General features: G+C 74.1%; 13 protein-coding genes and 1 riboswitch. Of the genes, 11 read left to right on the top strand and 2 right to left on the bottom strand.

Annotation, left to right across the window (positions count from 1 at the left end; translation table 11 throughout):
• Nucleotides 1-42 precede the first annotated feature (42 nt).
• Nucleotides 43-148, top strand: a riboswitch (TPP riboswitch).
• A gap of 66 nt (nt 149-214) precedes the next feature.
• From ACFI33_RS06565 to ACFI33_RS06595, 7 genes are all read left to right on the top strand, one after another.
• Nucleotides 215-1,279, top strand: a complete 1,065-nt coding sequence (locus ACFI33_RS06565; RefSeq protein WP_095694961.1) for a thiamine ABC transporter substrate-binding protein — start codon at nt 215-217, stop codon at nt 1,277-1,279.
• Nucleotides 1,279-3,009: an ABC transporter permease gene (locus ACFI33_RS06570; RefSeq protein ID WP_060973498.1), complete on the top strand. Its 1,731-nt coding sequence runs from the start codon at nt 1,279-1,281 to the stop codon at nt 3,007-3,009. Before ACFI33_RS06565 ends, ACFI33_RS06570 begins: the two co-directional genes overlap by 1 nt.
• Nucleotides 3,009-3,710: an ABC transporter ATP-binding protein gene (locus tag ACFI33_RS06575; RefSeq protein ID WP_036316162.1), complete on the top strand. Its 702-nt coding sequence runs from the start codon at nt 3,009-3,011 to the stop codon at nt 3,708-3,710. The genes ACFI33_RS06570 and ACFI33_RS06575 overlap by 1 nt, the downstream gene beginning before the upstream one ends.
• Nucleotides 3,707-4,213: a TetR family transcriptional regulator gene (locus ACFI33_RS06580; protein ID WP_095346991.1), complete on the top strand. Its 507-nt coding sequence runs from the start codon at nt 3,707-3,709 to the stop codon at nt 4,211-4,213. The genes ACFI33_RS06575 and ACFI33_RS06580 overlap by 4 nt, the downstream gene beginning before the upstream one ends.
• A gap of 212 nt (nt 4,214-4,425) precedes the next feature.
• Nucleotides 4,426-5,778, top strand: coding sequence for an RNase H family protein (locus tag ACFI33_RS06585; protein WP_440314340.1), 1,353 nt, complete (start codon nt 4,426-4,428; stop codon nt 5,776-5,778).
• Between the two features lie 61 nt (nt 5,779-5,839).
• Nucleotides 5,840-7,282: an alanine/glycine:cation symporter family protein gene (locus ACFI33_RS06590; protein WP_127435571.1), complete on the top strand. Its 1,443-nt coding sequence runs from the start codon at nt 5,840-5,842 to the stop codon at nt 7,280-7,282.
• Between the two features lie 190 nt (nt 7,283-7,472).
• Nucleotides 7,473-7,868 carry a hypothetical protein gene (locus ACFI33_RS06595; protein WP_462623831.1) on the top strand — a complete coding sequence of 132 codons (396 nt, stop codon included), beginning with the start codon at nt 7,473-7,475 and terminating at the stop codon, nt 7,866-7,868.
• 138 nt (nt 7,869-8,006) lie between these two features.
• Here ACFI33_RS06595 and ACFI33_RS06600 read toward each other — a convergent pair whose 3' ends face one another.
• A complete protein-coding gene (locus tag ACFI33_RS06600) occupies nt 8,007-8,261 on the bottom strand; it encodes a DUF6480 family protein (protein ID WP_095346987.1) in 255 nt (84 codons plus the stop codon).
• Between the two features lie 257 nt (nt 8,262-8,518).
• On the opposite strand from ACFI33_RS06600, the gene ACFI33_RS06605 reads away from it, so the two are divergent.
• From ACFI33_RS06605 to ACFI33_RS06615, 3 genes are read left to right on the top strand one after another with little or no spacing between them, the layout of a single operon-like run.
• The gene (locus ACFI33_RS06605; protein WP_101967496.1) at nt 8,519-9,667 is read left to right on the top strand and encodes an acetyl-CoA C-acetyltransferase; all 1,149 of its coding nucleotides are present in this window, start codon (nt 8,519-8,521) and stop codon (nt 9,665-9,667) included.
• A 20-nt stretch (nt 9,668-9,687) separates the two neighbouring features.
• Nucleotides 9,688-11,286 carry a fatty acyl-CoA synthetase gene (locus ACFI33_RS06610; protein ID WP_127435336.1) on the top strand — a complete coding sequence of 533 codons (1,599 nt, stop codon included), beginning with the start codon at nt 9,688-9,690 and terminating at the stop codon, nt 11,284-11,286.
• The gene (locus ACFI33_RS06615) at nt 11,283-12,485 is read left to right on the top strand and encodes an acyl-CoA dehydrogenase family protein (RefSeq protein ID WP_060974321.1); all 1,203 of its coding nucleotides are present in this window, start codon (nt 11,283-11,285) and stop codon (nt 12,483-12,485) included. Before ACFI33_RS06610 ends, ACFI33_RS06615 begins: the two co-directional genes overlap by 4 nt.
• A 9-nt stretch (nt 12,486-12,494) precedes the next feature.
• On the opposite strand, the gene ACFI33_RS06620 is transcribed toward ACFI33_RS06615, so the two are convergent.
• Nucleotides 12,495-12,881: a hypothetical protein gene (locus ACFI33_RS06620; RefSeq protein ID WP_051050341.1), complete on the bottom strand. Its 387-nt coding sequence runs from the start codon at nt 12,879-12,881 to the stop codon at nt 12,495-12,497.
• A gap of 132 nt (nt 12,882-13,013) precedes the next feature.
• On the opposite strand from ACFI33_RS06620, the gene ACFI33_RS06625 reads away from it, so the two are divergent.
• A partial coding sequence (locus tag ACFI33_RS06625; RefSeq protein WP_462623832.1) for a MarR family winged helix-turn-helix transcriptional regulator occupies nt 13,014-13,519 on the top strand: 506 nt, incomplete at its 3' end.

Consider the following 13,519-nt stretch of genomic DNA (forward strand, 5'->3'; position numbering starts at 1 on the left):
GCAGTCTATGCGCGGGCCGGACGGGGTAGGGTCGGGACCAGTCCACATCGACAGGGGAGCGCCCGCGCGGCGCTGAGAGTGCGGTCCGCCGCAGACCCTCGAACCTGCTCCGGTCCGCACCGGCGAAGGAAGTCGAGTCTCCCGGTCGACGTCGTCCCGGGATTCCGGTGGCGGCCTCGTCCCGGCCCCTCTGCCGTCCCAGAGGAGAACCGCCATGTCCCGCACCCCGCACCGCGCCCTCGCCGCCCTCTCAGTGGCCGCCCTCGCCCTCACCGGCTGTTCGGTGTCCGGCTCGTCCGGCGACGGGGCGTCGTCGTCCGCCGCCGGCGCCGGCGGCGAGCCGACGACGGTGACGATCATGACGCACGACTCGTTCAACCTGCCCCAGGAGCTCGTCCAGAAGTTCGAGCAGGAGTCCGGCTACACCCTGAAGACGACGGCCCCCGGCGACGCCGGCAGCGTGGTGAACCAGCTCCTGCTGGCCAAGGACGAGCCCACCGTGGACGGCGTCTACGGCGTGGAGGACCACTCGGCGCACCGCCTCGTCCGCGAGGGCGTCGTCGCCGAATACACCCCGCAGGACCTGCCCGCCTCCGCACAGGACCGGATGGTGGAGGACCGCATGACCCCGGTGGACCAGGGCCAGGTGTGCTTCAACACGGATCCGGCATGGTTCGAGGCCCACGACGTCGAGGCCCCCACCTCGATCGACCAGCTCGACGACCCCGAGTACGCGAAGCTGACGGTCGCCACCTCCCCCGTGGCCTCCTCCCCCGGCCTGGCGCTGCTCGCGGCCACCACGGAGAAGTACGGCGACGACGGCTGGCAGGACTGGTGGCAGGGCCTGATGGAGAACGGCGGCAAGGTCGCCGACAGCTGGTCCGACGCCTACAACTCGGACTTCTCCGGCGGCGAGGGCAAGGGCCAGTTCCCGGTGGTGCTCTCCTACTCCTCCTCCCCCGCGTTCGCCCCCGAGACCGAGGTGATCGAGGACTCCTGCACCCCGCAGGTCGAGTACGCCGGCGTGCTCGAGGGCGCGAAGAACCCCGAGGGCGCACAGGCGTTCGTGGACTTCCTGCTCACCGAGGAGGTCCAGTCCGCCCTGCCCGAGTCGATGTACATGTACCCGATCGACGAGTCGGTGCAGCTGCCCGAGGAGTGGGCGCAGAACGCGCCGCTCGTCGAGGACGCCATCACCCCGGACCCCGCCCGCATCGACGAGCGCCGCGAGGACCTGCTGAAGGAGTGGACCGCCCTGGCCGAGGCCTCCCGGCGCTGATGTCCGCGCTCACCGAGGTCGCGGCCCCCGGCACGGACCTGCCGCGCCGGCGGGCCCGCGGCCGGGGGGACGGGCTCGGCCCGTGGTGGCTGGTGGCCGCCGTCCTGCCGGTCGCCTTCCTGCTCGTCTTCTTCGCGTGGCCCGTGGCGGCCATGCTCTGGCGCGGGATCGGCGGCGACGCCGACGCGTTCACCGGCGCCGTGGACCTCACCGCCTTCAGGGAGACCCTCGCCCGCGAGCGCACGTGGCGCATCCTCGGCCAGACGCTCGGGATGGCCGCCGCCGGCACGGTGGTCTCGGTGGCGCTCGGCCTGCCGACCGCGTTCGTGCTGCACCGGCGTCGCGTCCCGGGGCGGGCCGTGCTCCGCGCCCTCGTGCTCGTGCCGTTCGTGCTGCCCACGGTGGTGGTCGGCGTCGCGTTCCGCGCCCTGCTCGCCCCCGGCGGACCGCTGGGCTTCACCGGGCTGGACCAGACGACCACCGCCGTCGTGCTGGCCATGGTCTTCTTCAACGTGTCCGTGGTGGTGCGCCAGGTGGGCGCGCTGTGGAACGCGCTCGACCCGCGCCAGACCGAGGCCGCCCGCACCCTGGGCGCCTCGCCGTGGCGGGCGTTCCGCACCGTGACGCTGCCCCAGCTCGCCCCGGCGATCGCCGCGAGCGCGGCGCTGGTGTTCCTGTTCTGCGCGTCCGCGTTCGGCATCGTCCAGACGCTCGGCCGGCCCGGCTACGGCACGCTCGAGTCGGAGATCTGGGTGCAGACCTCCGTCTACCTGGACCTGCGGACCGCGGCGGTGTTCTCCGTGCTGCAGTTCGCGGTGGTGCTGGCCGCCGTCGTGGTCTCCGGCGTGACGGCGGCGCGCACCCAGCGGGCGCTGCGCCTGCGGGAGACGCCGCCGGCCCGGCTCACGCGCGCGGACGCGGTCCCGGTGGCCGTGATGCTCGCGGTGGTGGCGCTCGTGGTGGCGCCGATCCTGACGCTCGTGGTGCGCTCCTTCCACACCCGCCACGGCTGGGGGCTGGGCAACTATCGGCTGCTGTCCACGAGCGCGGGCAGCGGGTTCGTGGGCGGGTCGACGCCGGCCCAGGCGCTCGAACAGTCCCTGCGGGTGGCCGTGGACGCCACGCTCGTGACGCTCGTGGTGGCCGTGCCGCTGGCCCTGCTGCTGACCCGGCCCTTCCGTTCACGCGCGGCGCTGGTGGCCCAGCGGGCCCTCGACGGCGCCCTGCTCCTGCCGCTCGGCGTGTCCGCGGTGACCGTGGGCTTCGGCTTCGTCGTGTCCCTGCGGGCCGCGTTCCCGGAGCTGGCGGCCTCGGGCGTGCTCGTGCCACTGGCCCAGGCGGTGGTGGCGCTGCCGCTCGCGGTGCGGGCGCTCGTGCCCGTGCTCGCGGCGGTGGACCCGCGGCTGCGGGAGGCCGCACGCACCCTCGGGGCGGGCCCGTGGCGGGTGCTGGCCACCGTGGACGGCCCGTTCCTCGCCCGCGGCGTGGGCGTGGCCGCGGGCTTCGCCTTCGCGGTGTCCCTGGGCGAGTTCGGGGCCACGAGCTTCCTGGCGAGCCCGTCCGCGCCCACCCTGCCGGTGCTGATCGCCCGGCTGCTGGGCCGGCCGGGCGCGGACAACTACGGGATGGCGCTCGCGGCGGCCACGGTGCTGGCCGTGCTGAGCGCCGGGATCATGCTGGTGTGCGAGCGGCTGCGCCCCCGGGGCCCGGCCGGGGCGGGAGGTCTGTGATGACGCCGACGACGACGGGGGCCTCCCTCCGGCTGCGGGATGTGGCGATCCGCTATCCGGACGGCTCCACCCCCGTGCGGGGGACGGACCTGGACGTGGCCGCCGGGGAGATCGTGGCGCTCGTGGGCGCCTCCGGCTCGGGCAAGTCCACGATCCTGCGCGGGATCGCCGGGCTCGAGGACGTCGTGGCGGGCACGGTGGAGCTCGACGGGCGGGACGTGGCGGCGGTGCCGACGCACCGCCGGGGCGTGGGGATGGTGTTCCAGGACGGGCAGCTGTTCCCGCACCGGACCGTGGGCCGGAACGTGGCGTACGGCCTCGAGTCCGCCGGCTGGGACCGGGCCCGGCGGCGGGCACGCGTGGCCGAGCTGCTGGACCTGGTGGGCCTGACCGAGCTCACGGACCGGCCTGTGCAGCGGCTCTCCGGCGGGCAGGCCCAGCGCGTGGCGCTGGCCCGGTCGCTGGCCCCGGCCCCGCGGGTGCTCCTGCTGGACGAGCCGCTGTCCGCGCTCGACGCGGACCTGCGCCGGCGCCTGGCCGAGGACATCCGGGCGGTGCTGCGGGCGGCGGGGACGACCGGCGTCGTCGTCACCCACGACCTCGCGGAGGCCGCCGTGATGGCCGACCGCACCGTGCGCCTCGGCGCGGGGGGACGCATCGCGGCGGAGGAGGACGGCCCGGCGGTAGCCTCTCAGGCATGACCCCGCCCGCACCCCGCCCCCGGCTGACTGCCCAGGACGTGGTGGACGCCGCCGTCGGGATCCTGCAGGACTTCGGCATGGGCGACCTGTCCATGCGGCGCGTGGCCGCGGTGCTGGGCGTGCAGGCCTCCGCGCTGTACTGGCACGTGCCGGACAAGCAGTCGCTGCTGGCGCGGGTGGCGGACCGGATCGTCGCCGAGGCGGAGGAGAGTGTGCGCGCCCGCCGCGTCACGGACCTGGCGGGCCGCGCCGAGGCCGCGGAGGCCGCCCTGCTGCGGCACCGGGACGGGGCGGACGTGGTGCTCTCCGCCCTCGCGCTCGGGCTGGGCGGCCTCGGCCTGCACCGTCTGCTCACCGAGGCGGCGGACACCCCGGAGGACGGGGAGCGGGCCCTGGCGCTGCTGCTGGGCACCGTGTCCCTGCGGCAGCAGCGCGCGCAGGCGCAGGCGCTCGGCGTGCCGACCGGCCCGGACGTGCAGCGGCACCGCACGGACCCGCTCTGACGCCTCGTCCGACGCGGCCGCGCGGGAGGCCGAGGAGAGGAGACCTGCCTCCTCACAGGTGCGCTCGGTAAGGTCGCCCAGAGCAGAACAGGTCGGGACGGGTCGTCCCCTTCGTCCACGGCGATCCCGCCCGACCGCCGCAGGACCAGCATGGCCCGCCGGACCCGGCTCACAGTTCCGGCGCGGTCCCCTTCGACACAGCCGGCGAAGCCATGGGAGCACGGATCAACCACCCGCGGACGGTCGTGGACCGGACGCTGCATCACGACGTCGAGCCCGCACACCCCGCGGCGCTCGTCGACGTGGGCTGGGACTTCCGTGGCCCGGGCGCCAAGGCGGAGGAGCAGCACCGCCCGCTGCGCGTGGTCCGTGCCCGCCGGCCTCGGGGCACCCCGCGGGACCGGAACGGCGTCGACCTCACGCGCACCGGCCCCGTCGTCCCCCGCCCCTCCCCGCCGCGCACCCGGATCCGCCGGGACGGCGTCCGCGTGGTGGCCAGCCCGCTGGCCATGCTGCCCGGCGTGGACCACGGCCCCGCCCTCCGCCTGGACCTGCATCCGACGACGGGGGGCATCGTCTACGTGGCCCGCGAGCTCGAGCTGCGCGAGCTCGGCGACGACGTCCGCGGCCACGTCTACACCGGGATGGTCGGCACGGCGCATCTGAGCGTCTTCTGGTCCACCGTCACCGTCGACCTGCCACCGGAGCGCCCGGTGATCGTGCGGCTGCGCTCGGACCGGGACGCCGAGCTGCTCGCCCTGCTCGAGGTCCTCGCCCCCGTGGACACGCGCGTGGTCTCCTACCGGCTCGACGAGTCCCCCGTGGGCACGCAGCGCTCCAGCTACCTGCTGCCGGACGTGGACCCGGAGACGGTCGCCCAGACGGGCGCGGCCCGGATCCCGCTCGAGGCCATCGAGGCCGCCCAGGAGGAGGAGGACGCGCTGCGCCGCTCCTCCGGCGTCTTCCTCTCCCGCCGCCGCACGGACCGCTTCCTGCGCCGCAACCTGCCCGGGGTGACCCACAGCCTCACGTTCGCGGACGAGGCGGACGTGACGGACGTGTACGTGGACGGCTCCGTGCTGCGCGGCTCCCGCATCGGCGGGGCGGCCGCCGTCGCCGGGCCGAGCATGTGGGCCGTGCAGGCCGTGGCCGGGGCCACGATGCCGCTCGAGGTGGAACTCGAGGCGCTCGTGCTGGGGCACGTGATCTGCGCGTGGGCGGGCACCCCCGGCGGCCGGGTCACCATCCACTCGGACTCGCGCGCCGCGCTGGCCCTGCTCAACGCCGCCCGCCGCGAGCGGCTCACCCTCGGCGGCGCCCGGGGCGAGCGCATCCGCCGCACCCTGCGGCGCCTGCTGGCCGCCGTCGACCTGGCGCAGGCCGCGGACGTCCAGGTGGACACCACGTGGGTCAAGGGCCACGTGGGCGTGCACGGCAACGAACTGGCCGACGACCTCGCCCGGGCCGCCGCCCGCCACGCCAGCGTCGGCACCCCCGAGGGGGACCTGCCCGAGCGGATGGGGCAGCTGATCCAGCTCCGCGTCGAGGACGACGCCGCCGGCTGACCCCGGCCCCCGATTCCCCGTCCTCCGCCCCAGCCTCTAGGGTGGGGCTGTGGAAGCGACAGTGGAACAGATCACAGCGGCCATCACGGCCCTCAACGACAAGTACTGGTACGTCGTGATGGCGCTGCTCTTCGTGGCCGGGGTGTGGTTCACCATCCGGACCGTGGGCGTGCAGGTGCGCATGCTCCCGGAGATGCTGCGGTCGGTGACGGCCAAGTCCCAGACCGGGTTCGAGAACGACGGCGTGAGCCCGTTCCGCGCCTTCACCATCTCGGCGGCCTCGCGCGTGGGCACCGGCAACGTGGCCGGCGTGGCGATCGCGATCGTGATCGGCGGCCCGGGCGCCGTGTTCTGGATGTGGCTGCTGGCGATCATCGGCGGCGCCACCGCGTTCGTCGAGTCCACGCTGGCCCAGCTGTACAAGCAGAAGGGCTCGGACGGCTACTTCGGCGGCCCCGCGTACTACATCCGCGACGGCCTGGGCGCGAAGTGGCTGGCGGCCGTGTTCGCCGTCGCCATCACCGTGACCTACGGCTTCGTGTTCAACGCCGTGCAGTCCAACTCGATCTCCGAGTCCGTGCAGGCCAACTGGGGCGCGTCCTCCACCACCGCGTGGATCGTGGGCCTGGGCCTGGCCACCCTCACCGGCCTCGTGATCTTCGGCGGCGTGCGCCGGCTCTCGGCCGTGACCAACGTGCTGGTCCCCGTGATGGCCACGTTCTACATCTTCCTGGCCCTGATCGTGATGGTCGTCAACATCACCGAGGTCCCGGGCATGATCGCGCTGATCGTGGGCCACGCCTTCGGCCTGCGCGAGGTCGCGGGCGCCGCCGTCGGCATGACGATGGTGATGCAGGGCGTGCGCCGCGGCATGTTCTCCAACGAGGCCGGCATGGGCTCCGCCCCGAACGCCGCCGCCACCGCGGCCGTCTCCCACCCGGCCAAGCAGGGCTTCGTGCAGTCCCTGGGCGTCTACTTCGACACCCTGATCGTGTGCTCGGCCACCGCGTTCGTCATCCTGCTCTCCAACCCGGCCTACGGACGCGGGGAGGCGCTCGGCATGCAGGTGACCCAGGGTGCGCTCCAGCAGGCCGTGGGCGCGTGGGCCGGCCCGGCGCTGACCGTCATCATCTTCTTCCTGGCCTGGTCCTCCGTGCTGGGCAACACCTACTACGGTGAGGCCAACATCCGGTACCTGGCCGGCCGCCACGCGGGTCGGGCCATCAGCGTGTTCCGCGTGCTCGTGCTGGTGTGCGTGGTCGGCGGCGCGCTGGGCTCCGTGGCGCTGGTGTGGAACCTCGCGGACACGTTCGCGGCCCTCATGGCGACCATCAACCTCGTGGCGATCATCCCGCTGGGCGGGCTGGCCGTGAAGCTGCTCCGGGACTACGAGCGCAAGCTCAAGGCGGGCATGGATCCGGGCTTCCACATCTCCGACCTGCCCGAGGCGCGGAACGTGGCCCTCTGGCGGGACGAGCCGAAGACCTCCCCGCTCCAGGACTGACGCCCCCGCCCGCGCGTTTCGAGGCGGGATATCGACCTCATCCGGCTGCCGCGGGCGGCCGTGGGGTGGATATCCCGCCTCGATGCATGAGGAGGCCCGGTCTGGACACCGTGCGGGGGTCGACGCCTAGGTTGAGGCGCACCCGACCGGCCACGCACGAGTGGCCGGCACGACGTCCGAGGAGGACACCATGGGCATCCTCTCCAGCCTCACCCGCACTCTCGGCGGCGGTGGCCGCCGCTCCAGCCGACCCACCATCGGTGCGCACATCGGCCGGTCCCCCGGCTTCGGCCGGCAGGCCCGCTCTCAGGGACGCCGGTCCAGCGGCCTGGGCGGTGCCCTCCTGGGCACGCTCGGCGGTCTGGCGCTGCGTGAGCTCTCGCGCCGCGGCGCCGGGGGCACGACGCGCGGGCGCCGCTCCGGTGCGTACCGCGGCGGCTTCGGACCCTCGGCCCGGTCCACGGGCGGCCTCGGCACCGGCCTGCTGGGCGGGCTGCTCGGCGGGGCCCTCGCCTCCCGCGGCCGGTCCGGTGCCGCCGGCCGACGCACGGCGGGTGGCCGCCGGACCGTGGGCGGCGGCTTCTGACCGCTGCGACGGCGCGGCGTCGCAGCTGAGCGGCATCACCGCGGAGCGGACACGACCACGGGGCGGGCACCGACGGATCGGTGCCCGCCCCGTGGTCGTGGTGGGCCGGTGGCGTGCCCCAGGCGTCTGCGCCGCGGCTCAGCCGAGGCCGGCGACGCGGCCCAGGATGAACACCAGGACGCCGATGACCACGAGGGCGATGATCAGCCCGAGCACGATCTTGCCGGCCGAGCGCTCGCCGGTCTGCTCCACGTCCATGCCCGGGTTGCTCGGGCCGACGCCTGCACCCTCGGCGGGGGGCGTGTCGCCGTCGAACGCGACGCCGGAGGTCTCGTCCGTCGCCTCGCGTGCGCGCCGGGCGTCCTGGGGGTCGGGGGTGTGCGGGGTGGCCATGGCCGGCTCCTCTCGTCTCGGCGGCACGGGTGCGCGCCGCTGGCCCTCACGGTAGGCCCGGGGCAGGGGGTCCTGACCAGGGCGAAGCGACGCCCGCCCCGGCGCTTTCGTGGCCGAAACGGCGCGCCCCGAGCCGCTTTCGTTGACGAAACGGCGCCCCTCCACGCCGCCCGACGGATCCCGTCACCCTCTTGATCGTTGGACGTCCAAGCAATAGCGTGATCGGCGTCACGTCCCCGCCGTCCGGAGGAGCCCCCATGCCCGAGGCCTACATCATCGACGCCGTCCGCACCCCCGTGGGTCGCCGAGGGAAGGGGCTCGCCGGTGTGCATCCCCTCGACCTGGCGGCCGCGCCGTTGCGCGAGCTCGTCGGCCGCCAGGACATCGACTCAGCCGAATACGACGAGGTCATCCTCGGCTGCATCGACCAGCTCGGCCCGCAGGCCATGGACGTGGCGCGCAACGCCTGGCTCGCGGCCGGGCTCTCCGAGGACGTCCCCGGCACCACGGTCGAACGCCAGTGCGGCTCCGGCCAGCAGGCAGTCCACTACGCCGCGCAGGCCGTCATGAGCGGGACGGCGGACCTCGTCGTCGCCGGTGGCGTCCAGTCCATGAGCGCGATCCCGCTCTCCCGGTCCAACACGGCCGCCCGCGATCTCGGCTTCCCCGACCCGTTCACCGGCTCCGAGTCCTGGGCCGCCCGCTACGGGAGCGAGGAGATCTCCCAGTTCCGCGGGGCCGAGATGATGGCCCGGCACTGGAACCTGGACCGTGACGCCCTGGAGGAGTTCGCGGTGCGCTCCCACGAGCGTGCGCTCGCCGCCCAGGCCGACGGTCGCTTCGACCGCGAGATCCTACCCCTCGCCGGCCTCACCGCGGACGAGGGCCCCCGCACCCCGGACGCCACGAAGATCGCCTCGCTCGACCCGATCGTCCCCGGCGGGCTGCACACCGCGGCCACCGCGTCCCAGATGTCCGACGGCGCGGCCGCCCTCCTGCTCGCCTCCGAGGAGGCCGTGCACCGCCACGGTCTCACCCCGCGAGCCCGCATCCACCACATCTCCGCCCGCGGCGCCGACCCCGTGATGATGCTCTCCGCCCCGATCCCGGCGACGGCGTACGCGCTCGACCGCATGGGCCTGACCATCGACGACATGGACCTCGTGGAGATCAACGAGGCGTTCGCCGCCGTCGTGCTGGCCTGGTTGACCGAGACCGGCGCCGATCCGGCGAAGGTCAACGTCAACGGCGGGGCGATCGCCCTGGGCCACCCCATCGGCGCCACCGGCGCCCGCCTGATGACCTCCCTGCTGCACGAGCTCGAGCGCACGGGCGGCCGCTACGGCCTGCAGACCATGTGCGAGGGCGGCGGCCAGGCCAACGTCACCGTGATCGAACGTCTCTGACCCATCCCCCGGAGGTTTCCATGCCCGACCAGATCACCCACCCCACCGACGCCGGCCACCTCTCCCCCGCCCCGGAGGACACGATCGGCCGCGTGTTCGCACGCGCGGTCGCCCGCTCCCCGCAGGCCGTCGCCCTGCGCTTCGAGGACCGCGACTGGACCTACGCCCAGCTCCGGGACGGAGCGCACCGCGTGGCCCGCCGCCTCCAGGACACCGGCCTGCCGGCCGGCACCCGGGTGGCCGCCTACGCCACCAACTCGGACGCCTACGCGCTGCTCTTCCTCGCCTGCGTCACGGCCGGCTACGTGCACGTGCCCGTGAACTTCGCGCTCAAGGGCGGCGAGCTCGCCCACGCCCTCGAGGACTCCGGCGCGGAGCTGCTCGTGGCCGACGCCGGCATGCTCGAGCGGGTCGACCAGGTCCGGGCCGAGGGCCGCGCGTCGGCTCTGCGGCACGTGTGGACCATGCTCCCCGCCGGCCACGCCGAGCCCTCCGTGCTGGAGACCGCCCAGGACGAGACGTTGGACGCCGCCGCCCCGGAGGCGGAGGTGTCGGCCACCGACCTGGCCCAGCTGCTCTACACCTCCGGCACCACCTCCACCCCCAAGGGCGCCATGATGTCCCACCGGGCGCTCGTGGCGGAGTACCTCTCCTCGATCATCGCGCTGGACTTCACGGCCGAGGACCGCCCCCTCGTGGCCATGCCGCTGTACCACTCGGCCGCGATGCACGTGTTCCTGCTCCCCTACCTGAGCCTCGGCGCCACGGTGCGACTGCTGGCCGCCCCGGACATCCCCCGGATGCTCGAGCTCGTGGAGACCGAGCACATCGGCTCCCTGTTCCTGGCGCCCACCGTCTGGGTGCCGCTGGCGAACCATCCGGACCTGGCCACGCGCGACCTCTCCTCGCTGCGCAAGGCCCAGTACGGGGCCTCGATCATGCCGGTGACCGTGCTGCAGCGCCTGCGCCAGAGCCAGCCGGGCATCGGCTTCTACAACTGCTTCGGCCAGTCCGAGCTGGGCCCGCTGTGCACGGTGCTGCGCCCCGAGGAGCACGACGCGAGGCCCGCCTCGTGCGGCCGCCCCGTGTTCCACGTGGAGGCCCGGGTGATGACGGCCGACGGCGCCCCCGCTGCGCCCGGCGAGCCCGGTGAGATCCAGTACCGCTCGCCGCAGCTGCTCTCCGGCTACTGGAACCGCCCGGATGCCACCGCGGACGCGTTCACCGACGACGGCTGGTTCCGCTCCGGCGACCAGGTCACCCAGGACGCGGCCGGCTACATCCAGGTGGTGGACCGCATCAAGGACGTCATCAACACGGGCGGCGTGCTGGTCGCCCCGCGCGAGGTCGAGGACGCCATCTACGAGCTCGACGAGGTGGCCGAGGTCGCCGTCATCGGCCTGCCGGACGAGCGCTGGATCGAGGCGGTGACCGCCGTCGTCGTGCTCAAGGAGGGCGCCGAGCTGACCGCGGAGACCGTGCGCACCCACGTGAAGGAGCGCCTGGCAGGCTTCAAGGTGCCCAAGCGCGTGGACTTCGTGGCGGAGCTGCCGCGGAACCAGTCGGGCAAGCTGCTCAAGCGCGCGCTGCGCGCCGAGCGGACGCAGGAGGCCCGGTGACGCGCAGGCAGAAGCCGACCTACGACGTCGTCACGCCCCTGGACGTCGACTACCTGGACGCGTTCGGGGAGGCGACGGAGGAGGACCGCGCGCACTGGGACCGCGCCCGTGCCTACGGCCGGGAGGTGCTCGAGCGGATCGACGGGCACTGGGACCGGGCGGAGTACCCGTTGGACCTGGTGGCGCGGGCGGGCGAGCTCGACCTGCTCACCGACGGGCTGGAGGTGCCGGGGCACGCGGTGATGTCGCCGTTGGCCGCGGGCCTGGTGGCGATGGAGATCTCCCGCGCGGACGGGTCGATGGCGGCCGCGGCGGCGGTGCAGGGCGGGCTCGTGCTGCGCGCCCTGGTGCACTGCGCGAGCCCGGAGCAGAAGGAGCGGTACCTCGAGCCGGTGGCGCGCGGCACGCTGCCGGGCGGGTTCGCGCTCACGGAGCCGCTGCACGGTTCGGACTCGGTGTCCCTCGAGACGTCCGCGCGGCCCGACGGCGCCGGCGGCTGGGTGCTGAACGGCGCCAAGAAGTGGATCGGCAACGGGGCCGCCGGGGGCATCACGATCGTGTGGGCGCGCGACACCGAGGACGGCCAGGTCAAGGGGTTCGTGGTGGAGCAGTCCACGCCCGGCTACGAGGCCGAGGTGATCACGGGCAAGGGCGCGCTGCGGGCCATCCACCAGGCGGAGATCACGCTGACCGACGTGCGGGTCGGCGACGACGCCCGGCTGCCGGACGTGGCGACGTTCAAGGACGCCGCGCGCGTGCTGGTGGCCACCCGCGTGAACGTGGGCTGGTCCGCGCTGGGCCACGCGACCGCCATGTTCGAGGCCGCACTCGCGTACGCCCGGCAGCGCGAGCAGTTCGGCAAGCCGCTGGGAGCGCACCAGATGGTGCAGGAACGGCTCGCGCAGATGCTGGACGAGGTGACCGCGATGCAAACCCGCTGCGTGGCCGTGGCCCGCCTGCAGGCGGCGGGGCGGCTGCGCGACGAGCAGGCGTCCCTGCTGAAGTACGCCTGCACGCGGGGCGCGCGGCGGGTGGCGCAGATCGCCCGCGACATGCTCGGCGGCAACGGCATCCTCCTTGAGCACCGGGTGATGCGGCACTTCGCCGACGTCGAGGCGCTGCACACCTACGAGGGCACCGAGTCCGTGCAGGCGTTGATCCTCGGCCGGGACCTGACCGGGATGAGCGCGTTCGCGTGAGCGCCTCCCTCAGGGCGCGGAGACGACCCCCACGCCCACCCGGGGCAGGCTGCGGTCCACGACCAGCTCCAGCCGACGTTCGTGGAACCGTGCGCCGAGCAGCTCCTCGAGGTCCTCGACGAGGTGCACCGTGATGGTCTCGATGACCGCCGCGGTGTCCTCTCCGTCCCGCAGGATGCAGTCCACCTCCAGCTCCGGGGCGGAGGGGGTGCCGGTGATGGCGAACCTCGCCTCGGCGACCTCGGGGAACACGGTGACGGCCCGCGCGGCACTCATGGCCAGGCGGGCGCAGCGCTGACGGAAGGCGGCGGGCTGGGGCGCCGGGGACTCGAGGACGGGCGGGACGGCGGACAGGGTCCGCCCCATGGCCTGGGGGGCCTCCAGCGTTGCTGTCATGACATTCCTCTCGCCGCGGCCCGGGCGCCCCCTCACAGAGATCGCCGTGACCTGGATAATGTTAGTGTAACTATGCGTTAGGAAGACTAACCAAATTTTCGGGGTGACGTGAATAGGGAGGTTCAAGAGCGCATGGGTGAGGAGCACACCACGCTGACCAGCACGGATGGCGAACCGACGTCGGGCTACTGGTACACCCGCGGCGCCCGCGAGATCGAACCTGTGGACGTGCTCAACCTGCTGCGACGCTACCGGGAGGCCGAACGGCGCATGCGCGCCCGCACCCGGGACAGCATGGGGATGGGAGAGACCCACCTGTCAGCCCTGCGTTACCTGCTGCGGGCCGACCGACGCGGCCACAAGGTCCGTCAGCGGGATCTGGCCAGCGCCCTGGAGATCACCCCGGCCTCCGCCAGCGCCCTGGTGGACCGACTGGTCCGAGACGGCTACGCCCGACGGGCACCCCACCCACAGGACCGCCGATCCGTGGTGGTGGAGCCGACGGCCAAGACGGACCACGAGGTCCGCGCCACCCTGGGCGCCATGCACCGCAGTATGCTCGCCGCGGTGGAGGGCCTCACCCCGGCCGAGCTCGCCGGCGCGGCCGCGTTCCTGCGGGCCCTGATCCGCAGCGTGGA

Source organism: Micrococcus sp. PSi08 (assembly GCF_054960655.1).

Bases quoted from the DNA above. Each gene is read 5' to 3' on its own strand.
- ACFI33_RS06600 (WP_095346987.1), bottom strand. From the start codon at position 8,261: ATGGCCACCCCGCACACCCCCGACCCCCAGGACGCCCGGCGCGCACGC.
- ACFI33_RS06595 (WP_462623831.1), top strand. From the start codon at position 7,473: ATGGGCATCCTCTCCAGCCTCACCCGCACTCTCGGCGGCGGTGGCCGC.
- ACFI33_RS06610 (WP_127435336.1), top strand. From the start codon at position 9,688: ATGCCCGACCAGATCACCCACCCCACCGACGCCGGCCACCTCTCCCCC.
- ACFI33_RS06585 (WP_440314340.1), top strand. From the start codon at position 4,426: ATGGGAGCACGGATCAACCACCCGCGGACGGTCGTGGACCGGACGCTG.
- ACFI33_RS06575 (WP_036316162.1), top strand. From the start codon at position 3,009: ATGACGCCGACGACGACGGGGGCCTCCCTCCGGCTGCGGGATGTGGCG.
- ACFI33_RS06620 (WP_051050341.1), bottom strand. From the start codon at position 12,881: ATGACAGCAACGCTGGAGGCCCCCCAGGCCATGGGGCGGACCCTGTCC.
- ACFI33_RS06605 (WP_101967496.1), top strand. From the start codon at position 8,519: ATGCCCGAGGCCTACATCATCGACGCCGTCCGCACCCCCGTGGGTCGC.
- ACFI33_RS06580 (WP_095346991.1), top strand. From the start codon at position 3,707: ATGACCCCGCCCGCACCCCGCCCCCGGCTGACTGCCCAGGACGTGGTG.
- ACFI33_RS06570 (WP_060973498.1), top strand. From the start codon at position 1,279: ATGTCCGCGCTCACCGAGGTCGCGGCCCCCGGCACGGACCTGCCGCGC.
- ACFI33_RS06565 (WP_095694961.1), top strand. From the start codon at position 215: ATGTCCCGCACCCCGCACCGCGCCCTCGCCGCCCTCTCAGTGGCCGCC.